The 20,248-nt window shown below is 70.1% G+C and carries 17 protein-coding genes; 10 read left to right on the top strand and 7 right to left on the bottom strand.

The genetic code is table 11. The features are described from left to right. Positions 1-750: 750 nt before the first annotated feature. From rsmG to rpmH, 6 genes are all read right to left on the bottom strand, one after another. Positions 751-1,434: a 16S rRNA (guanine(527)-N(7))-methyltransferase RsmG gene (rsmG, locus tag ACFQW8_RS08005; RefSeq protein ID WP_380086468.1), complete on the bottom strand. Its 684-nt coding sequence runs from the start codon at positions 1,432-1,434 to the stop codon at positions 751-753. 20 nt (positions 1,435-1,454) lie between these two features. Continuing rightward, positions 1,455-2,105 (bottom strand): Jag family protein, encoded by a 651-nt coding sequence (locus ACFQW8_RS08000; RefSeq protein WP_380086467.1) that lies wholly within the window; start codon positions 2,103-2,105, stop codon positions 1,455-1,457. Between the two features lie 92 nt (positions 2,106-2,197). Continuing rightward, entirely contained in the window at positions 2,198-3,205 is a 1,008-nt protein-coding gene (gene yidC, locus ACFQW8_RS07995) for a membrane protein insertase YidC (protein ID WP_380086466.1), read from the bottom strand. A 65-nt stretch (positions 3,206-3,270) separates the two neighbouring features. Beyond that, positions 3,271-3,564 (bottom strand): membrane protein insertion efficiency factor YidD, encoded by a 294-nt coding sequence (gene yidD, locus ACFQW8_RS07990; RefSeq protein ID WP_380086465.1) that lies wholly within the window; start codon positions 3,562-3,564, stop codon positions 3,271-3,273. Further along, positions 3,561-3,926: a ribonuclease P protein component gene (gene rnpA / locus ACFQW8_RS07985; RefSeq protein ID WP_380086464.1), complete on the bottom strand. Its 366-nt coding sequence runs from the start codon at positions 3,924-3,926 to the stop codon at positions 3,561-3,563. Before rnpA ends, yidD begins: the two co-directional genes overlap by 4 nt. 7 nt (positions 3,927-3,933) lie before the next feature. Beyond that, positions 3,934-4,071 (bottom strand): 50S ribosomal protein L34, encoded by a 138-nt coding sequence (gene rpmH / locus ACFQW8_RS07980; RefSeq protein WP_040884819.1) that lies wholly within the window; start codon positions 4,069-4,071, stop codon positions 3,934-3,936. Between the two features lie 400 nt (positions 4,072-4,471). On the opposite strand from rpmH, the gene dnaA reads away from it, so the two are divergent. The 9 genes from dnaA (at position 4,472) to ACFQW8_RS07935 (ending at position 16,530) form a co-directional block, all read left to right on the top strand. Continuing rightward, positions 4,472-6,007, top strand: a complete 1,536-nt coding sequence (gene dnaA / locus ACFQW8_RS07975; RefSeq protein WP_380086463.1) for a chromosomal replication initiator protein DnaA — start codon at positions 4,472-4,474, stop codon at positions 6,005-6,007. A gap of 614 nt (positions 6,008-6,621) precedes the next feature. Then, the gene (gene dnaN, locus ACFQW8_RS07970; RefSeq protein ID WP_380086462.1) at positions 6,622-7,755 is read left to right on the top strand and encodes a DNA polymerase III subunit beta; all 1,134 of its coding nucleotides are present in this window, start codon (positions 6,622-6,624) and stop codon (positions 7,753-7,755) included. A gap of 130 nt (positions 7,756-7,885) precedes the next feature. Then, the gene (gene gnd / locus ACFQW8_RS07965) at positions 7,886-9,031 is read left to right on the top strand and encodes a phosphogluconate dehydrogenase (NAD(+)-dependent, decarboxylating) (RefSeq protein WP_380086461.1); all 1,146 of its coding nucleotides are present in this window, start codon (positions 7,886-7,888) and stop codon (positions 9,029-9,031) included. Between the two features lie 10 nt (positions 9,032-9,041). Then, the gene (recF, locus tag ACFQW8_RS07960; RefSeq protein ID WP_380086460.1) at positions 9,042-10,238 is read left to right on the top strand and encodes a DNA replication/repair protein RecF; all 1,197 of its coding nucleotides are present in this window, start codon (positions 9,042-9,044) and stop codon (positions 10,236-10,238) included. A 94-nt stretch (positions 10,239-10,332) separates the two neighbouring features. Beyond that, positions 10,333-10,818 carry a DUF721 domain-containing protein gene (locus tag ACFQW8_RS07955; RefSeq protein WP_380086459.1) on the top strand — a complete coding sequence of 162 codons (486 nt, stop codon included), beginning with the start codon at positions 10,333-10,335 and terminating at the stop codon, positions 10,816-10,818. A gap of 105 nt (positions 10,819-10,923) precedes the next feature. After that, a complete protein-coding gene (locus ACFQW8_RS07950) occupies positions 10,924-11,208 on the top strand; it encodes an immunity protein Imm33 domain-containing protein (protein ID WP_380086458.1) in 285 nt (94 codons plus the stop codon). Between the two features lie 55 nt (positions 11,209-11,263). Then, on the top strand, positions 11,264-12,721 hold the full coding sequence (locus tag ACFQW8_RS07945) for a protealysin inhibitor emfourin (RefSeq protein ID WP_380086456.1): 1,458 nt from the start codon (positions 11,264-11,266) through the stop codon (positions 12,719-12,721). Positions 12,722-12,865: 144 nt separating this feature from the next. Next, positions 12,866-15,709: an alpha/beta fold hydrolase gene (locus ACFQW8_RS07940; protein ID WP_380086455.1), complete on the top strand. Its 2,844-nt coding sequence runs from the start codon at positions 12,866-12,868 to the stop codon at positions 15,707-15,709. Continuing rightward, positions 15,706-16,530 (top strand): ABC transporter permease, encoded by an 825-nt coding sequence (locus tag ACFQW8_RS07935; RefSeq protein ID WP_380086453.1) that lies wholly within the window; start codon positions 15,706-15,708, stop codon positions 16,528-16,530. The genes ACFQW8_RS07940 and ACFQW8_RS07935 overlap by 4 nt, the downstream gene beginning before the upstream one ends. Here ACFQW8_RS07935 and ACFQW8_RS07930 read toward each other — a convergent pair. Beyond that, positions 16,523-19,105, bottom strand: a complete 2,583-nt coding sequence (locus ACFQW8_RS07930) for an AMP-binding protein (RefSeq protein ID WP_380086452.1) — start codon at positions 19,103-19,105, stop codon at positions 16,523-16,525. The two genes, ACFQW8_RS07935 and ACFQW8_RS07930, sit on opposite strands and share 8 nt — an antisense overlap. Positions 19,106-19,189: 84 nt before the next feature. On the opposite strand from ACFQW8_RS07930, the gene ACFQW8_RS07925 reads away from it, so the two are divergent. Then, on the top strand, positions 19,190-20,233 hold the full coding sequence (locus ACFQW8_RS07925; protein WP_380086451.1) for an extracellular solute-binding protein: 1,044 nt from the start codon (positions 19,190-19,192) through the stop codon (positions 20,231-20,233). Positions 20,234-20,248: the final 15 nt, after the last annotated feature.

The raw sequence follows: 20,248 nt of genomic DNA, 5'->3' as shown, positions 1-20,248 counted from the left end.
CTGCCATCGTCGGGATCCACCTCACAGTCGTTGGTCGGGAACACCCAATCCAAACCCAACCACCCCCGACACGCCAAACCCCGAGCACCTCCACCTCGGGAGTTCCGCTCACAGCACAACGTTTCACGTGAAACATGACGTGGATCGGGTGTCCGTGGTCGTGTCCGTGGTGGTCATCCGTGTCGCCCCAGTCCCATCCGCGCTGCGCGCGCAGACCGCACTTCGCGCTCCCGCCAGACCCAGCCAGCGGCGACACGGACAACCACCACTCCACCCGGTCCCCGCCGCTGTAGTCATGTTTCACGTGAAACGCCGCCCCACCCATGTCACGTGTTCGCGAACCAACTCGCGGTGTGGCTCCGTCTCCCCGTGACCTCACAGCGCGGCCTCGGACCCGTCATGGAGGATGACGAGTCGTGTTGGGAGAGGAGTTTGCGGGAAGGTCTCCAACGACCACAAGGGTGACGTGTCGCGCGTACCGGACCACGGTGGGGGCTGGGAGCGGAAGTAGCAGGACGCAGCGGTGACACAGGTAGGGGCGGAAGATTTCACCACCGGGACCACGCTGGGCGGTGCGAAACGGGAGCAGGGAAGTGCTCGTTCGCCGCTGGCTGGGTCTGGCGGGAGCGCGGAGCGCGGTCTACGCCCGGAGCGCGGATGGGACTGCGGCGAACGAGCACTTCGCTGCGACGTACAGCATCGAAACGAAGCGGCCCCGATGAGGAGGACCGGAGCCGCAGTGAAGAAGGGTCAGCGCTTCTTCTTGCCCTTGGCGACGCGGGTCTTGGGCTGGAAGGTGAGATCGAGTGTCAGGGTGGGTTCGTCGAGGACGGCGGATCCGTGGGCGGTGATGGCGTCGGCCACGAGGCCGAGCTTGTTGAGCTCGCGCCGGTCGGCGTCGAGCTCCTCCTGTGCGGAGCGGCCCTTCATGGCGACGACGGTGCCGCGCCCGTCGAGGAGGGGAACGCACCACCGGGCGAGCTTGGCGATGCGGGCGACGGCGCGGGCGGTGACCCACGGGGCAGAGAGCACGCCGACGAGCTCCTCGGCGCGGCCCCGGTGCACGGTGACGTTGTCGAGTCCGAGCTCGCTGACCTTGGAGCTGAGCCAGTCCGTGCGACGTTGCATCGGTTCGACGAGGTGGATATCCAGGTCCGGGCGGGCGATGCCCAGTGCGATCCCGGGCAGGCCGGCGCCGGAGCCGACGTCGACGAGCTTGGCGCCCACGGGGAAGGCGTCCTCGATGACGGCGCAGTTGAGGACGTGCCGCTCCCAGAGACGGGGGACCTCGCGCGGTCCGATGAGCCCGTGCGTCACTCCGGTGTCGGCGAGGATCTCGACGAATCGGGTGGCGGACGGCATACGGTCGGCAAAGACCGCAGCCGCACCCGAAGGTGCGGCTGGCGGGGTCATGTCGAACGTTTCGTCCGTCACCGTTTCACGTGAAACATCGCTCACGCGGGAAGGACCACGACGTGGCGTCGGGGCTCGACGCCCTCGGACTCGGAGGACAGACCGGCGGCGAGGACCTCGTCGTGCACGACCTTGCGCTCGAATGCGGTCATCGGATCGAGGGCGACCTGCTCGCCCGACTCCTTGACGGACGCGATGGCCACCTTGGCCACCTCGACGAGCTCGGCGCGGCGACCGGCGCGGTGGCCGGCGACGTCGAGCATGAGCCGGCTGCGGTGTCCGGTCGCCGACTGCACGGCCAGGCGGGTGAGCTCCTGCAACGCGTCGAGGACCTTGGCGTTGTCGCCGACGAGGCGCCTGGGGACGCGCCCCTCCTCGGAGTCGACGATCGCCACGGCAGCGCGGTCACCGTCGATGTCGACGTCGATGTCGCCGTCGAGGTCGCAGATGTCGAGGAGGTTCTCGAGGAAGTCGGCAGCAACCTCCCCCTCCTTCTCGAGATCGGCGGGCGCCTCCTTGGCCGAGGCGGTGTCGGTGGTGTCGTCCGCACCATCCTCGCCGGTGAGGTCTGCGTCCGGCGCGCTGTCTGCCTCACGATCGCTCGCCTCGCCGCTTGTCGGTGCCTCGGTCGCCGTGGCGGCCTCGTCGACAACGGTCGGATCCGCGGTCTCCTGGTCGGTCAGTTCGGTCATCTCGTCGTTCCTCTCATGGCGGCTGACGACGTCGTCTGCCGGTCCGGCGCCGTATCGTCACAGGTCAGAGCCCTGATACGGCAGGTATGGTCTCAGGCGTTGGTCTGGGGCTTCTTCTCGGCGACAGGGCCGGCGCCACTCTTCTTCTTGGCGCGCTTCTTGCCCTTGGGCTGGACCCGCTGACGGGTCCGTTCGGCCGCTGCCTCGGCCTCAGCAGCCTCCGCGGCCTTCCGCTCGGCCTCACCGGGGATGGGCTTCCCGCGCTTGGCGAGCCGCTCGTGCAGAGCCTTCTCGGCCGCCGAACCCGGCGCGGGCATCTTCCGGATCACATAGAACTGCTGGACCATCGACCACACGTTGGTGGTGAACCAGTAGAGGAGGACACCGATGGGGAAGTTGATGCCGGAGACGGCGAAGACGATCGGCATGACGTACATGATCAGCTTCTGCTGCTTCGCGAACGGGTTGTCCAGCGCAGAAGCCGGCATGTTCTTGGTCATCAGCTGACGCTGCGTCGTGAAGGTCGTGGCCGACATGAGGATGATGAGGATGACCGTGACGACGTAGGTCGCGGTGTTGTCCGCCCCGAGGAAGGTGTCGGAGAGCTGGGCGCCGAAGAGCGTGGCCTGCTCGGCCTGCGCCGCGACCTCCCGGGTGATCGGCCCGATCTCCTCGTTCTGTCCGGTGGAGATCTTCTCGAGGCCGTTGAGGACGCGGAAGAGACCGAAGAAGAAGGGTGACTGCACGAGGATCGGCAGACACGAGGAGAACGGGTTGGTGCCCTCCTTGCGATAGAGCCCCATCGTCTCCTGGGTCATCGCCTGGCGGGACTCAGGGTCGTTCTTGCCCTTGTACTTCTTCTGGATCTTCTGCAGCTCCGGCTGGATGAGCTGCATCTTGCGGGAGGCGTTGATCTGCTTGACGAACAGCGGGATCATCGCCGCACGCATGACCAGGACGAGGCCGATGATCGACAGGCCCCACGCGAGGCCGGACGCCGGGTCGAGCCCGATCGTCGTGAATGCCGAGTGGAAGCCGTACATGATCCACGCGACGAGGAGCTCGATCGGGCGGAGCAGGGTGTTGAAGAAGTCTCCCATGCTGTCCTTTGGTCAGTCCGGCATCTCGGCCGGGATGGGCCCACACGGTGGTGCAGATGTGTGGGTCAGGTGGTGGTCTCGTGGGGGATGTGACGAGCGACGAGCTCGCCGTCATCCGGTTCTCCGGGCAGTGCTGGCACGTGGTCGACCCCGCCGGCAGACCAAGGGTGACATCTGCCCAACCGCCGGAGCGTGAGCCAGGTTCCCCGGAACAGGCCGTGGCGGCCCAGGGCGGTCACGGCATACGCCGAGCAGGAGGGGTAGTAGCGGCAGGTGGCCGGCAGCATGGGTGAGAGGACGAGCTGGTAGGCGCGCACGAGCCAGACGAGCGGCTTGGCAGCAACCTGAACCAGTGTCACTGGGTAACCTCGAAGCGACGAGTTGCCTTGTGCAGCAACGGTTTCAGCGTTGCCGACAGGTCAGTGAACGTGGCCTTCGCAGAGGCCGGCTGAGCCCGGACGACGATGTCGACACCCGCCGGTATGCCGGCCAGCTCGCCGGCCATTGCAGCCCGCAGTCGACGCTTGGTCCGGTTGCGCACGACCGCGTTGCCCACGGCCTTTGACACGACGAAACCGACCCGCGGCGGAAGTCCCGCACGAGAGCCGGTCACGTTGGCGTGCACCACGAGGATCCTCGATCCCGCTCGCGTCGCACCAGGGGCACGGATCGCCGACGCGAAGTCCGACCGCTTCCGCAGTCGGTGCGGCGCCGGCAGCACCGAAGCCTCAGGCGGAGAGTTCGGAGCGGCCCTTGCGGCGACGGGCACCGAGGATGGCGCGACCCGCACGGGTGCGCATGCGCAGACGGAAGCCGTGGGTCTTGGACCGGCGACGGGTGTTGGGCTGGAACGTACGCTTGCTCACGGGAAATCTCTTCTCACGGGACGGACCCATACGGACAAAAACCGCATGGTTTGGGGCTGTCTGGGTCGTGCTGGCTCAGAGGCTGTGGGCAGGCGTCAACGGCCGCCACAACAGGCCTGTCAAAGGTACGTGAGGGCGGCATACCGGGTCAAACTCGCTGAGGGGAAGCGCTCCGGGCAGAGAACCGCCTATGCTCTCACCTCACGGTGTCACCGCTGACCCGACACGCGGGACGTTCCACGCAGAGGATGGATCGGTACCACGTTTCGGCTTGCCGCAGGGCCACCCCCTTGTTAGCGTCACCCGGCATACCCACAGTCTGTGGAAAACTCTGTGGACATCCTCGTCCCACGCACAAGTGACACTGAAAGGTCTGGGTGATCAGGTGCCGGATGTCGGGATGGACCAGATCTGGCGCACCACCCTCGACGCGCTCGACTCTGACGGAATCCCTGTCCAGCAGCGCGCCTTCCTCTCGCTCGCCAAGCTCGTGGGCCTGCTCGACGAGACCGCCCTCATCGCCGTCCCCAACGACTTCACCAAGGACATCGTCGAGACCCGGCTGCGCGAGCGGGTCACCGAGACCTTGAGCAGCCAGCTCGGCCACGACGTGCGCCTCGCCGTGACGGTCGACCAGTCGCTCGCGGACGTGCCGGCCCAGCTCCCGCCCCACGACGCCTCGGCCGAGGGCGCCGACCAGGTCGCGCGAGCCACGCCGACCGAGCCCGGGTCGACCGACGCCGACGGGCGCCGAGCCAAGCGCCGGGCCGAGCTCGACGGCATCGCCCTGGTCGAGGACGACGAGGACGACGACGACGGCCGCCGCGACGGATCGGTGGTCCGGAGGCGATCACCCGGCGCGCTGCGCCCCCGCCCCGGTGCCGCCGTCCCCGAGCAGGTCGAGCTGACCCGGCTCAACCCGAAGTACACCTTCGACACGTTCGTCATCGGGGCCTCCAACCGCTTCGCCAACGCGGCCGCGCTCGCCGTCGCCGAGACGCCGGCCAAGGCCTACAACCCGCTCTTCATCTATGGCGAGTCCGGCCTGGGCAAGACCCACCTGCTCCACGCGATCGGCCATTACGCCCGCAACCTCTTCCCGCACGTCAAGGTGCGCTACGTGAACTCCGAGGAGTTCACCAACGACTTCATCAACAGCATCCGCGACGACAAGGCCGCGAACTTCCAGCGCCGATACCGCGACGTCGACGTGCTCCTCATCGACGACATCCAGTTCCTCCAAGGCAAGGTGCAGACGCAGGAGGAGTTCTTCCACACGTTCAACACCCTCCACAACGCCAACAAGCAGGTCGTCATCACGAGCGACCTCCCGCCCAAGCTGCTCAGCGGCTTCGAGGAGCGGATGCGCAGTCGGTTCGAGTGGGGCCTGATGACCGACGTGCAGCCTCCCGACCTCGAGACCCGGATCGCCATCCTGCGCAAGAAGGCCGCCCAGGAGAGGCTCAGCGTCCCCGACGACGTGCTCGAGTTCATCGCCTCGCGGATCACCACCAACATCCGTGAGCTCGAGGGCGCCCTCATCCGGGTCACGGCCTTCGCCAGCCTCAACCGTCAGCCGGTCGACATCTCCCTCGCCGAGATCGTGCTCAAGGACCTCATCCCGCACGACTCCGCCAACCAGATCACGAGCGCCACGATCATGGCGCAGACGGCTGCCTACTTCGGACTCACCCTCGAGGACCTGCAGGGGCAGTCACGCTCCCGGGTGCTCGTCACGGCACGCCAGATCGCGATGTACCTGTGCCGTGAGCTCACCGACCTGTCGCTGCCCAAGATCGGGCAGCAGTTCGGCGGTCGTGACCACACGACGGTCATGCACGCGGACAAGAAGATCCGCCAGCTCATGGCCGAGCGGCGAGCGATCTACAACCAGGTGACCGAGCTGACGAACCGGATCAAGCAGCAGACGCGCTGACGCTTCCGTCTCGTTGTCCACAGGTTGATCCACAGCTGTGGGCACCTCGTCACCCGTTCGACACCTTGCGCCGCCCGTTGCGGTCTCGCCCTGCACCATCCACGGGCTGTGGAGAACTCTGTGGAGAAGAGCCCTGTGGACAACCTGGGGACGTCCCCACACCTGCGTTCGTCCACAGGCCCTGTGGACAACTGTGGACAACTGTCCGGTGAGGGTGGACGAGAGGTGTCGGCCCCGTGGACGGGACCGGACGACGCAGTGGCCGTCAACAGGCACGACCCTCCGCTCCACACCCCGTCCACGGGTCATCCACCGGGCCGGAGCGCCGCTGACCTGCAGGGACACCCGGTTGTCCACAGGATCCACACCTCCTACAACTCTGACGAGATCCCCCTATCAATTGTCCTGCCCCGAGCACCTGCCTGTGGAACGTCACCCCGAGAGGGCCCTCTCGACGGTGGGAGGGTCGGGCGGATGACAACTTCCGGCTCGGGTGTCCCCGCCCTCCTCTGTGCACTAATGTCATCTTTCCCGCATGCCCGCACCCTGTGGGGTGCCTGCGGTCCAAGACGTTGTCGTGCCTGCTCCACCCCACACAGTTAGGTCGGTATGCCGTGAAGTTCCGCGTCGAGCGTGAAGTCCTGGCCGAGGCAGTCACCTGGGTCGCCCGCGGACTCCCTGCCCGCCCTCCGGTGCCCGTTCTGGCCGGCATCCTCATCGAGGCGAACGACGAGGGCACCGTGACGCTCTCCGCCTTCGACTACGAGGTGTCCGCCCGCCTGACCGTCGCCGCCGAGGTCAGCGAGTCCGGGACCGTGCTCGTGCTGGGGCGCCTGCTCGCCGACATCTCCCGCAACCTCCCCAACAAGCCGGTCGACGTCGAGGTCCAGGGATCCAAGGTCCAGGTCGTCTGCGGCTCGAGCCGCTTCAGCCTGCTCCAGATGCCCTCCGACGACTACCCGACGCTGCCCACGTCACCCGAACCCAGCGGCTCGATCGACGGTCAGCTCTTCACCCAGGCGGTCAGCCAGGTGTCCGTGGCCGCCGACCGCGGCGACACGCTCCCGATCCTCACCGGTGTCCGCGTCGAGATCGAGGGCGACAAGATGACGCTCCTCGCCACCGACCGCTACCGCCTGGCGATGCGTGAGCTCACGTGGAACCCCACCGACAGCGCCGCGAGCCACATCGTGCTCGTGCCCGCGCGCACCCTCGCCGACACGGCCCGGTCGCTGGGCGCCTCCGGCTCGATCGACGTCGCCCTCGGCTCGGCCGCGGGTGGCGACGGCCTCGTCGGCTTCGAGGCCGGGTCCCGGCGCACCACCACGCGCCTGCTCGACGGCGAGTACCCCAAGGTCAGCTCCATCTTCCCGACCAGCTCCGACACCGAGTCGGTCATCAACACGGCCGAGCTCGTCGAAGCGGTCAAGCGGGTCGCGCTCGTCGCCGAGCGCAACACCCCTGTGCGGCTGCGCTTCACCGAGGGCCAGGTCGCGATCGAGGCCGGCACCGGCGAGGACGCCCAGGCGAGCGAGGCCGTGGAGGCCACGCTCACCGGCCCCGACGTCGAGGTCGCGTTCAACCCCGGCTTCCTCCTGGACGGCCTCGGCGCCGTCGGCACCGAGTTCAGCCGGCTCTCGTTCACACAGCCGTCGCGCCCCGCGGTCCTCAGCGGTCAGGCCGAGGCTGACGGCGAGGCCGACACCAGCTATCGCTACGTCATCATGCCGGTGCGCTTCGCGAGCTGACCGGCGTAGCCTGACGCACAGCCGCCGAGCACGGGCGGGGTATGCCGCGCACTCGGGTGAGCGGACGGCATACCGTCGATTGTCAGAACAGAGAACAGACCAGCACCTCCGCCACGTGAAGGGGTAGTCAATGCAACTGGGACTCATCGGGCTCGGCAAGATGGGCGGCAACATGCGCGAGCGCATCCGCCGCGCCGGCCACGAGGTCGTGGGCTTCGACCACAACCCCGAGGTCTCGGACGTCCGGACCCTCGCGGCGCTGGTCAAGAAGCTCGACGCCCCACGCGTCGTCTGGGTGATGGTGCCGCACGGCGACCCGACCCGCGAGACCGTCGCCAAGCTCGGCGAGCTGCTCGACAAGGGCGACCTCGTCATCGACGGGGGCAACAGCCGCTTCACCGACGACATCGAGAACGAGAAGCTGCTCAAGGCCAAGGGCATCGGCTACCTCGACTGCGGGGTGTCCGGCGGGATCTGGGGCCTCGAGAACGGCTACGGCCTCATGGTCGGCGGCACCAAGGCCAACGTCGCCAAGGCGATGCCGATCTTCGACGCGCTGCGGCCCGAGGGTCCGCGCGACGAGGGCTTCGTCCACGCCGGCGACATCGGCGCCGGCCACTACGTCAAGATGGTGCACAACGGCATCGAGTACGGCCTGATGCACGCCTACGCCGAGGGCTACGAGCTGCTCGCCAAGAAGGACATCGTCAAGGACGTGCCGGGCTCGTTCAAGGCCTGGAGCCGCGGCACCGTCGTCCGCTCCTGGCTGCTCGACCTCATGGTCAAGGCGCTCGAGGAGAACCCCGGGCTCGACGACGTCTCGGACTACACCGCCGACTCCGGCGAGGGTCGCTGGACCGTCGAGGAGGGCATCGCCAACGCCGTCCCCATGCCGGTCATCTCGGCCTCACTGTTCGCGCGCTTCGCCTCGCGCCAGGACCACTCACCGACGATGCAGGCCGTCGCGGCACTGCGCGGCGAGTTCGGTGGACACCAGGTGATGACGATCGACGAGGGCGACAAGCTCCGCTCCGAGGCCGCCGCAGGCCCGAAGTCCGCGACCGCCGCCAAGGCCAAGGCCGCCCGCAAGGAGAAGCCGACCAAGAGCGCCAGCCAGGCCGCCGCCAAGGGCCGCCAGGCCGCCGCCGCCGGCCCCTCCTCCGGTTCGGGCTCGACCGGAGCCTCCTCTCCGACGTCCGGCACCGGCTCCACCCGGACGGGCTCGACGAAGACGGGCTCGACGCGGAAGAGCGCCAAGAGCGCCACGAAGTCCTGAGCGATCAGGGGTGTATGTCCGGCACCTGACCGTCGGCGACTTCCGGAGCTATCCGAGCGCCGAGGTCCCGCTCGAGCCGGGCATCACGACGTTCGTCGGGCTCAACGGGCAGGGCAAGACCAACCTCGTCGAGGCGATCGGCTACCTCGCGTCGCTGTCGTCGCACCGGGTGGCCAACGACGCACCGCTCGTCAGGTTCGGTGCGGCCCAGGCGATCATCCGCGGCGCCGTCGTCCGGGACGGCCGCGAGGCGATGGTCGAGCTCGAGATCACTCCCGGGCGGGCCAACCGGGCGCGGCTCAACAAGTCGGCCCTGACCCGTCCGCGGGACGTGCTGGGCCAGGTCCGGACGGTGCTCTTCGCCCCCGAGGACCTGTCCCTGGTCAAGGGCGACCCGTCCGAGCGGCGGCGCTTCCTCGATGACCTGCTCGTCGCGCGCCAGCCTCGGTGGGCGGGAGCGCGGGGCGACTACGACCGAATCCTCAAGCAGCGCAACGCCCTGCTGAAGTCGGCGGCGCCCGTCCTGCGCGGTCGGGGCAAGCAGCGGCGGCCGGTCGAGGGGGCCGATGCCGTCTCTGAGCGAGAGGCGGCCCTGCACACCCTCGACGTGTGGAACGCCCAGCTCGCCCAGGTGGCCGCCCCCCTGCTCTATGCCCGGCTGCGGCTGCTGCGCGACCTGGCGCCGCTGCTCGGCAAGGCCTACGACGAGGTGAGCGCTGGACAGTCGGATGCCAAGGTGAGCTACAAGGCGTCGCTGCGTGAGGAGTTCGCGGCGCGGATCGCTGCTGGTGAGGTGCCCGAGCTCGAGGAGCTGCACGCCGAGCTGCTGGCCTCGTTCGCGGAAGTCCGTGGCCAGGAGATCGAGCGCGGCGTGACGTTGGTCGGTCCTCACCGCGACGACGTCGTGCTCACCCTCGGCGAGCTGCCGGCCAAGGGCTATGCCAGCCACGGCGAGAGCTGGTCGTTCGCGCTGGGACTCAAGCTCGCGGCATACCACCTGCTTCGTCACGATCTCGGGGACGACCCGGTCCTCATCCTCGACGACGTCTTCGCCGAGCTCGACTCCGGCCGGCGCGAGCGGTTGGCGGCGATGGTCGCCGACTGCGAGCAGGTGCTCATCACTGCCGCGGTCGAGGCGGACGTCCCGTCCGAACTACGAGGACGCACGTATGCCGTGTCGCTCGGTGAGGTGACCGTCCGTGAGTGACGACGCGAATCGGACTGCGGGACAGGGTGACTCATCGACATCGTCGAAGGGCGACGGGGACGCCGACGTTTCACGTGAAACCCCGGAGGACTTCATGAGCGCTCCCGCGGACGCGCTCTCGCGGGCGCGAGCGGCGGCGCGGTCACGTGGGCTGCGACCGGGCGTGAAGCCGAAGCGCCGGTTCAGGGACGTGCCAGACGGCATGGGTGGGCGCAAGGGCGGGCGGGACCCGATGCTGCTCGGCGACGAGCTCGATGCCTTCGTGACCGAGCGCGGGTGGAAGGTCGACGTCGCGGTCGGCGCCGTCATCGGGCGGTGGTCCACGATCGTCGGGGAAGAGGTGGCGCAGCACTGTCAGCCGGTCGAGTTCGTCGACTCGGTGCTGACGGTCCGCTGCGAGTCGACGGCGTGGGCGACGAACCTGCGCCTCATGTCGACGACGCTCATGGGCAGCCTGGCCCGTGAGGTGGGCGAGGGCACGGTGACCCAGATCAAGGTCGTCGGACCGAGCGCACCGTCATGGTCCAAGGGGATGCGCCGGGTCCAGGACGGGCGTGGCCCCCGCGACACCTACGGCTGAACGCCTACGGCCGAACGGGGCGTGTGGCGTCCAAGATCCTGCCAAACGCGTCAGACATGACGCGTTCGGCAGGACTCTCAGGTGGCGTGTTGCAAGGATGGGGGCATGGCAGACGGGATCGTTGGCGCGTGGCAGCGACTCATCTCCGGGGATGTCGACTGGCCCCTCCACGCTTTGCGTCACCTCCCGTCCGGTCAGACGACCGGCTGGTACTTCTGGACGGGCGAGCTGCTGAGTGATGACTCCTTCTTCCGCCCGTGGCACACACGACACCTTGTGGACCTCATCCCCGGACTTGAACCTCATCTCGCTCTGGAGCCCGGCACTCGCTTGATCTATGCACCGGACCACCTCGATGTGTGGCACGACTCGAGCCTGTTGGTCGAATAGATCCGGCTGGGCCGGACGAGGTGCGGGTGTCGGAGGTGGAGGTGAGGATGGGGGCATGACGACGAACCCGGCCCCGCACTCCTGCCCGATCGTGCCGCCCTACCTGCTCGAGGCGCTCGCGACGTCGGGCGAGCCGCACCTCGCGGAGCGAGCCCGGGAGACGCTGCGCCTGGACCAGCTCCGTTATGAGCGGCACGCCCGCGAGCACGCGCTGCGCGACACCGGTCGGCGGGTCAGCCGCTCGGCCACGAGGGCGACGACCGACGCTCCCAACCGACTGCTCCACGACGCCGAGAACGGCACCACCCTGCCCGGCACCCAGGTGCGTGCCGAGGGAGAGCCGGCCACCGACGACGTCGCGGTCAACGAGGCCTACGACGGACTGGGGGCGACCTGGGAGCTCTGGCACGCGGCATACGGTCGCAACTCGCTGGACGACAAGGGCCTCGGGCTCGTCGCCACGGTGCACTACAGCACCAACTACGACAACGCGTTCTGGGACGGGTCGCAGATGGTCTTCGGCGACGGGGACGGCGAGATCTTCCTCGGCTTCACCCGCAGCCTTGACGTCATCGGCCACGAGCTCGCGCACGGCGTCACCCAGTACACCTCCGGCCTCGTCTACCAGGACCAGGCCGGCGCGCTCAACGAGCACGTGTCCGACGTCTTTGGCATCCTCGTCAAGCAGCGGCTCCTCGGGCAGAGCGCCGAGCAGTCCGACTGGGTCATCGGCGCGGAGCTGCTCGCCCCGGGGGTCAACGGTGTCGGGCTGAGGTCGATGAAGGCGCCCGGCACGGCCTACGACGACCCGCGCCTGGGCAAGGACCCGCAGCCCGGTCACATGGACGACTTCGTCGTCACCGACGAGGACAGCGGCGGCGTGCACATCAACTCCGGCATCCCCAACCGGGCGTTCCACCTCGTCGCGACGGCGCTCGGTGGCAACGCCTGGGAGGCTCCCGGTGCCATCTGGTATGCCGTGATCACCGGTGACATCAAGGCCGACTGTGACTTCGCGACCTTCGCCGCGCTCACCGAGGCGGCCGCCGTCGACGCGCACGGCGCGGACTCACCGGAGGCCGAGGCGGTGCGCAACGCCTGGCGTGAGGTCGGCGTCACCGACGGTGCCGGGACGGACCCCGCGCCGACCCCCGCACTTACACCGGAGCCGGAGCCCACCCCCGAGCCGGAGCCGACTCCAGAGCCCGCTCCGGCACCCGCTCCCGGGACCGAGCCCCAGGAGGTGCAGGTCCGCCGCACGGGCGGCTTCGCCGGGCTCGTTCGTGAGCGGACGGTGGTCCTCGACGAGCTCCCGGCGCCGGATGCCTCCGCCTGGCGCACCCTGCTCGCCGGACCCCATCCCGAGCTGCAGTCCTTCGCCGGCGGGCCGGCCCAACCCGACCGCTTCTGCTACGGCGTGACGTGTGAGGTGCCGCCGCTCGACGTGACGATCCAGGAGCCGTCCCTGCCCGACCCCGTGCGCGAGCTCTTCGACAGGACCCTCGATCTTTGAGCAGCACAGATTTCTGAGCAGCACCGACCTGTGGGCCGAGCCATGAGCCGGGCGCCGGCGGAACCACAGTGGGGACCGAACCGTTGCTCCGGTGTGCGGCAGGCGCTGAACGACTCAGTGGGCTCCGTCGGGAGAGGATGAGCCATGCAGCGGTTCGCTCGTCCACGTCCTCGTGGACTCGTCGTGGCCGCAGCCGCGCTGTCCCTCACCGGGATCGTCGTGCTCGCCGGCGCCGCGCAGGCCGCGCCCGTCACCACCCAGCTCGCGGCCGAGAACACTCCTTCGGTGACGACGACCGACCAGTTCGTCGACGTCCGGGCCGAGAGCGACGGCAGCCCGGTCCGGCTCGACACCCGCCTCTACCTCCCTGCCGGTGACGGCCCGCACCCAGCGGTCCTCCTCGCGCACGGCTTCGGCGGCAGCAAGGAGAGCGTCGACGGGGAGGCGAAGCGGTATGCCGCCGATGGCCACGTCGTCCTCACCTTCACGGCCCGGGGCTTCGGCCGGTCCGGCGGCCGCATCCACCTGAACTCCCCGGACCACGAGATCGCGGACGGGACCGCCCTCCTCGACGTCCTGGCCGGACGGCCCGACGTGGTGAGCGACGGACCCGAGGACCCGCGCGTCGCCGTCGCGGGAGGGTCCTACGGCGGGGCCTTCGCCCTCATGCTCGCGGGGGCGGACGCGCGGGTCGACGCCACCGTCGCCGCCATCACCTGGCACGACCTCGGAGCCGCCCTCTTCCCCCAGGCAGCCTCGGGGAGCACCACCCCCGGCCCCTACAAGCAGCTGTGGGGAACCCGCTTCTTCACTGCGAGCCTCGGCCCCGTGGGGAGCAGCATCGGGGGCGCCGGGCCGACTCCGCCATCCGCATCCCCGAGCGGGTCGACCGGGTCACCCGCCGACGCACTCTGCGGCCGCTTCGACCCCACGCTCTGCGCCGAGCTCCAGGCGGCGGCGGTGAACGGCCGGCCGAGTAGCGGGCTCGCCGCGACCCTGCGCCGCAACAGCCCTCGCGGCACGATCGACAGGGTCACCGCGCCCACGCTCCTCGTGCAGGGCGAGGAGGACACCCTCTTCGGGCTCGACCAGGCCGACGCCAACGCCGCCGGTCTCGCCAAAGCGGGCACCCGCCACGCTGTGCGCTGGACCGACGGCGGGCACGACGGCGCCTCCTCGAACCCCGGCCTCGACGAGGCCGCCGCTGCGACCTGGCTGCGCACCTACCTCGAGGGCAGCCGGACCGACCCGCTCCCCGTGCCCGCCTTCACCTACTCGTTGCCGGTCCCCCGGCGCAGTGACGCCGCGCCCGTCGCGACCCTCGACCGCTACCCCGGACTGGGCGCAGGCACTCAGCAGCTCACGTTGCGCGCCCCGGCCAGCCCGGCCGTCCTCCTCACCCCGCCGGGCGGCCAGCCGAACTCGATGACCTCCATCCCGGGACTCGGCTCCCTGCAGCTGCCGACCTACCGGCTCGCGGCCCTGCCGGGGATGTCGGTCGCGTTCGACAGTCCCACCCTGTCGCGCTCGCTCACCGTGGTGGGCTCACCGACGGTCCGGCTCCGGGTCTCGTCCACGGGTCCCGAGGCCACGATGTTCGTCTCCCTGTGGCGGGTCGAGGGCACCGACGCGGTCCAGCAGCGGGCCCTCACCGCGCCGGTCAGAGTGGCGCTGACGCCGGGCCAGCCGACGGACGTGACCGTGAACCTCCCCGCGTCGGTCTGGTCGATGGCGGCCGGCAGCCAGTGGCGCGTCCTCGTCACCTCGACGGACAGCGCGTTCACCGTCCCCCGGGAGGCTCGCGCCGACCGCGTCACCCTGGCCGCCGCCACTCTCACCGTCCCCACGGCGTCGGGCGCGATCCTCGCCGCGACCACGGAGCGCGACACCGAGTCGCTCGCCCTGGCCGGCGGCATCGTCGCGCTCCTCGCGGCGATCACGGCGTCCTCGCTCCTGCGGCGACGCCGTCGACAGCGCGAGGTCGTCCGTGACGACTACGCCGACGTCCCGCTCGTCGTCGACAGCCTGGTCAAGACGTATGCCGACGGCCACCGTGCCGTCGACGACGTGTCCTGGCGGGCCGAACGCGGCCAGGTCGTGGGGCTGCTCGGCCCCAACGGGGCGGGCAAGACGACGACGATGCGAATGATGCTCGGGCTCATCTGCCCCGACTCAGGCTCGGTGCACGTCCTGGGTCGTCCGGTGCACCCGGGCTCCGAGGTGCTCGGACGAGTCGGTGCCCTTGTCGAAGGGCCGGGCTTCCTCCCGCACCTCACGGGACGCGAGAACCTCACGGCGTACTGGGCCGCGACCGGCCGCCCCGCCGAGGAGGCCGGCATCGACGAGGCCCTCGACGTCGCGGCTCTCGGCGGCGCCCTGGACCGACCGGTCCGCACCTACAGCCACGGCATGAAGCAGCGGCTGGGGATCGCGCAGGCGATGCTCGGCAAACCGGAGCTGCTGTTCCTCGACGAGCCGACCAACGGACTCGACCCGCCCCAGATCGCGGCGATGCGGCCGATCCTGCAGTCGTATGCCGCCACGGGACGCACCGTCGTCGTCTCGAGCCACCTGCTCGCCGAGGTGGAGCTCACCTGCAGCCACGTCGTCGTCATGCACGCCGGCCGGGTCGTCACCGCGGGGCCGGTCGCCGACCTGCTCGCCAGCGACGACACGACCGTCTTCGAGCTTGCGTCGGTCGAGTCCCTGGAACCGGCACGCGCGGCGCTCGCGGGAGCGGACGGCATACGCTCGCTCGACACGGTCGACGACCCCTTCAGGCCCACGCTCACCGTCGTCGCGGACCGACCCCGCGAGCTCGTCGTCCGCGAGGTCGTCGCCTCGGGAGCCGATGTCGTCGGCGTCGGTAGCCGGCGCCACCTGGAGGAGGTCTTCCTCGGAGTCATCGCGGCGTCGCAGCCGGGGTCCGACGACGACACCCCGGACGCCTCGCTCATCGAGCGCCTGCGACAGGTGCGGGCCCGATGAGCCGCCCACTCTCCTGGCGGTCCGAGCTGCGCCGCCAGCTCGGGCGCCGCCGCACCCTCTGGGTCATCGGCATCGTGGCCGTCCTGCCGCTCATCCTCGTCGCGGCGTTCTCGCTCGACGACGACCCGGGCCGCGAGGGCGACACCACGGTCCGGCTCGTCGACCTCGCGACGAGCGGCGGCCCGAACTTCACCGTCTTCACCTTCGTCGTCTCCGCCGAGCTCCTGCTCTTCGGGGTGGCCGCCCTTTTCGCCGGCGACCCCGTCCCCGCCGAGGCGTCGTGGGCATCGCTGCGCTACCTGCTCACCGCTCCGGTCACGCGGGCGCGGCTGCTCACGAGCAAGCTCGTCGTAGGCCTCCTCTCCACCGCAGCGCTGGTCGTCGTGCTGCCGGCGTGGACCCTCCTCGTCGGCACCCTCGCCTATGGGAGCGAACCGTTCACGATCCTCGGTGGCGGCGAGATGGCGTGGGGCGACTGGGCCCCGCGCATGGCCATCGCGGTGGGCTTCGTCCTGCTGTCGATCGCACCCGTCGGCGCCTTCTCGTTCTGGGTCGGGGTCCGCAGCCAGACCCCGCTCGCTGCGGTCGGCGGCGCGCTCATCCTGCTCATCGTCTCCGGCATCCTCGACTCGATCGACGCCCTCGGGGACTGGCGCAAGGCGCTGCCGGCGCACTACTCACGGGCCTGGCTCGACCTGCTCGTCTCCGGCCCGGTGGACTGGGTCGACCTGCGGCACGGCGCCCTGTGGTCGGTCCTCTACACGGTGCTCTTCGTCGCGCTCGGCTACCGACGGTTCCGCCGCCAGGACATCCTCAGCTGAGAATGCGGCGCACCTGCCCGCCGACCCGTCGGGCGACGGGCTCGACGATCGGTGACGCCCCACGCCAGGCGATGTAGCCCGTGAGCAGGGACACGGCGGCGCCGAGCAGGGAGTAGCCCACCCGACCCATGACCTCGAAATGCACGAGGTAGATGAACAGCGAGGCCGAGGCGAGGGGGACGAGCACTGGGACGGCGAACGCCGGCACCCGCAGGGAGTGCACCCACAGCAGCGTGAGCAGGCCGGCGGCCACGGCCAGCTCGCGCATCGGGTCACCGAAGAACCCGGGAACGACAACGGCGACGTATGCCGTGAGCAGCCATCGCTGCCACCGTGCGTCCGCGCGGGCCATGGCCCACCCGAGCGCGAAGAGCCAGAGCACCATGGCGGCGCGACCGTTGACGTGGTGCGAACCGACGCCGACGAGCCCGAACCGGAACACCAGCCCGGCCACCGCCAGCCCCAGCGGAACCGCGAAGGGCCGGGCGCGCTCGAGCCGGTCGAGTGCGGGCACGCAGAGCATCACCGTGAGACCGGCCAGCAGGTGGACCAGTGCCTCGACGAACCAGTAGCGCCACTGGATGTGGCCGGTCCCCCCACCGACCGAGGTCATCAGGGCGGCGTTCCACCACGAGAACCGGTCGTCGATGAGCACGATGACGCCGATCCACACCGCGCTGGGCAGGGCGATGCGCGTGATCGACTCGAGGAGGTGGGCGACCCTGTCCGACCGCTCGGCGCCGGAGAGCTGGAAGCGCGCGAACGCGTAGCCCGCCACGGCCAGGAGCACGTGGGCGCCACCTCGGACCTCCAGTACCCCGGCGTGAGTGAGGACGATGAGTGCGATGGCGAGGCCGCGGAGCACGACCGAGGTCTCGAGCACGCGCCAGCGCAGCCATCCTGGGGTGCGCCGCGACCGGGCGAGCTGCGCGGGCGGGGCGCCGTGGGTTGCGGCGAGGTCGGCGATGGCCCGGACGTGCCAGGAGGGCGGCAGCGTCCCCAACAGGCCCTCGAGCCGCACGGACATCTCGACGTAGGACAGCGAGTCGCCGCGGAGGCTGACGAAGGAGTCGCCGTCGGTGGCGTCGGGTCGGTCGAGCAGCTCGGCATACAGCCTCCGCACCTCGTCCACCGCGACACCAACCGCCGACTCATCGCGCACTGGGACGTCCCCCGCTGCGCGGCGCTCGACGGACTGCGCCAGGAGCCGGTCTCTGAGGGCTGGGCGGTCGACCTTGCCCGACCCGGTGCGCGGGACCTCGTCGACCGTGGCGACCACGACGGAGGCGCGCGGGACGGCATACCGCTCACTGACGTCTCGTAGGACGTCATCGGCGGCGGAGCCGTCGGAGCCCGCGAGCGCCACGAGGAGCCGGTCGCCGCCGTCCATGACGTGGGCCGGGTGCCCGTCCGCGGCGAGGTCGGCCTCGACCCGGTCGAGGTCGATCCGCAGTCCGCAGACCTTGGCCAGACGACTGAGGCGGCCGACGATCTCGACGAGCCCGTCCGGGGTGAACCGGGCGAGGTCACCGGTGGGGAGCGTGCTGGGCCCGGGCCCCTCGGCGAGGTCGGCCGTCGAGGAGGCGTAGCCCATCATGACGTTGCCGCCCTCGTAGACCAGCTCGCCGACCCCGGCCGCGACACCGTCGACGCGCGCGAGGCTGAAGTGGCCGCCGCGGACGGCGACGCCGATGCTCGACGGGTTCGATGCGGCGAGATGCGTCGGGAGGGTGGCCATCCGGGCCGTGGCCTCGGTCTGGCCATACATCACAGCGAGCTCGAAGCCGCGCTGCTTCCCGAGCTCCGCCCACCGCCGGACCGCGGCCGGCTCCATCCGCCCGCCCGCCTGGGTCAGGAGACGCAGGCGCGGCAGGTCCATCGCCGCGAAGCCCACGGCGTCGAGCAGGTCGAAGGTGTAGGGCACCCCCGCGAGCGTCGTCCCGCCGGACTCCCGGAACGCGTCCCAGAAGCACGCGTCGACGACGGACAGGTCGGTGAGCAGGACGCTGGCTCCCACCGAGAGGTGGCTCAGCAGGACCGAGAGGCCGTAGCAGTACTGCAGCGGCAGCGTCGTGGCAGCGACGTCGTCGGGCCGCAGCGACAGCGCGTCGACGATCTGACCGGCGTTGCAGTCGAGGTTGTGGGTGCTCAGTCGCACGAGCTTGGGAGAGCCGGTGCTGCCGGACGTCGACAGGAGCAGGGCGAGGTCGGGGTGGAGCGCGTGGGCCGTGCCGGCGCGTCTCGCCTCGAGCCGGGGTCCGCGAGCCACGACATCGGGATCCCAGGCGTCGACGAGCCGCGACTCCCCCGGCGCGGTGACGATGACGGGGTGCCCGCCGGCGAGGGCGGCGAGGAGCGTCACGACGGTCTCGACGTCGTTGCCGGCCTCGAGCAGCACGAGGCGGGGAGCCCCACCGAGCGCGACGCGACGGTCGTCGACCTGGTCGGCGAGGGCGGCATACGCCATCGTCTGCAGGCCCGCAGGGCCCATCCAGCGCAGCGCCGAGGCGTCGCCGAAGGACCGCAGCCGCCCGACGAGGGCGACCCGGTGCTGGGAGCGGGCAACGGCGGTCACAACCGACGATGATAAGGGGATTTGGTATGGCTTACCTAACACCGCAAGAATGGGCTGTCAGCGTCACACCCCTCAGGAGTCCCCGTGCCCTCTCGCCGCCCGCCTCGCACCGCCCGCGCCCTGGCTGCCACCGCCGCCGTCGGCCTCACGCTGCCGCTCGCCGGTTGCGGAGTGCTCGGTCTCGGCGGCAGCAACGCCGACCTCCAGATCTACTCGGCGCGCCACTACGACCTCGAGGGCGCGTTCAAGGACTTCCAGGACGAGACCGGCGTCAGTGTCGAGTTCATCTCGGGCAACGACGCCGAGCTGCTCCAGCGCATCAAGGCCGAGGGCGCCGACGGTGAGGCCGACGTCTTCATGACGGTCGACGCCGGGGCGCTGTGGAACGCCGGCGAGGAGGGCGTCCTCAAGCCGGTCGAGTCCGCCGCGCTGACCGAGGCCGTCCCCGCCGACCTGCGCGACAGCGGCAACCAGTGGTTCGGGCTGGCGATGCGCGCCCGCACGACGATGTACAACCCGGACAAGGTCAAGCCCGCGGACTTCGACCCCAAGGACACGTATGCCGGCCTGGCCGACCCGAAGTGGAAGGGTCGCCTCTGCATGCGCGACTCCACGTCGGCCTACACCCAGAGCCTCGTCGCCAGCCTGGTCGGCCTCAGGGGCGCCGACGCCACGCTCGCGACCGTCAAGGGCTGGGTCGCCAACGGCGTCGACATCAAGTCCAACGACGTCGAGCTCCTCAAGGCCATCGACGCGGGCACGTGCGACGTCGGCATCACGAACCACTACTACCTCGCCCGCGAGCTGGAGAAGAAGCCGGACCTCAAGGTCAAGCCGTTCTGGGCCTCGCAGGGCGACGCGGGCACGCACGTCAACATCTCCGGCGCGGGCGTCGTCAAGACCTCCGACAACGCCGCCCAGGCGCAGCAGCTCGTCGAGTGGCTCGCGACCAAGGGCCAGAGCGCCTTCGTCGACGGCAACCACGAGTACCCCGTCAACGAGTCCGTCGAGCCCGAGCCCGTCATCGCGAAGTTCGGCGAGTTCAAGCGCATGCCGCTGTCGGCCGAGGCCTACGGGTCGCAGAACGCCGAGGCCGTCAAGATCCTGTCCGAGGCCGGCTACAAGTGACCCTGACGGGCCGGG

This window comes from Knoellia altitudinis (genome assembly GCF_042666355.1).
GTDB classification, from domain to species: domain Bacteria; phylum Actinomycetota; class Actinomycetes; order Actinomycetales; family Dermatophilaceae; genus Knoellia; species Knoellia altitudinis.
This window is presented reverse-complemented; position numbering and strand designations above follow the sequence as displayed.

Excerpts from the sequence above, each read along its gene's own strand:
- ACFQW8_RS07950 (WP_380086458.1), top strand. The coding sequence starts at position 10,924 with ATGGCAGACGGGATCGTTGGCGCGTGGCAGCGACTCATCTCCGGGGAT.
- dnaA (WP_380086463.1), top strand. The coding sequence starts at position 4,472 with ATGGACCAGATCTGGCGCACCACCCTCGACGCGCTCGACTCTGACGGA.
- ACFQW8_RS07935 (WP_380086453.1), top strand. The coding sequence starts at position 15,706 with ATGAGCCGCCCACTCTCCTGGCGGTCCGAGCTGCGCCGCCAGCTCGGG.
- yidC (WP_380086466.1), bottom strand. The coding sequence starts at position 3,205 with ATGGGAGACTTCTTCAACACCCTGCTCCGCCCGATCGAGCTCCTCGTC.
- gnd (WP_380086461.1), top strand. The coding sequence starts at position 7,886 with ATGCAACTGGGACTCATCGGGCTCGGCAAGATGGGCGGCAACATGCGC.
- ACFQW8_RS07940 (WP_380086455.1), top strand. The coding sequence starts at position 12,866 with ATGCAGCGGTTCGCTCGTCCACGTCCTCGTGGACTCGTCGTGGCCGCA.
- ACFQW8_RS07955 (WP_380086459.1), top strand. The coding sequence starts at position 10,333 with ATGAGCGCTCCCGCGGACGCGCTCTCGCGGGCGCGAGCGGCGGCGCGG.
- ACFQW8_RS07945 (WP_380086456.1), top strand. The coding sequence starts at position 11,264 with ATGACGACGAACCCGGCCCCGCACTCCTGCCCGATCGTGCCGCCCTAC.
- ACFQW8_RS08000 (WP_380086467.1), bottom strand. The coding sequence starts at position 2,105 with ATGACCGAACTGACCGACCAGGAGACCGCGGATCCGACCGTTGTCGAC.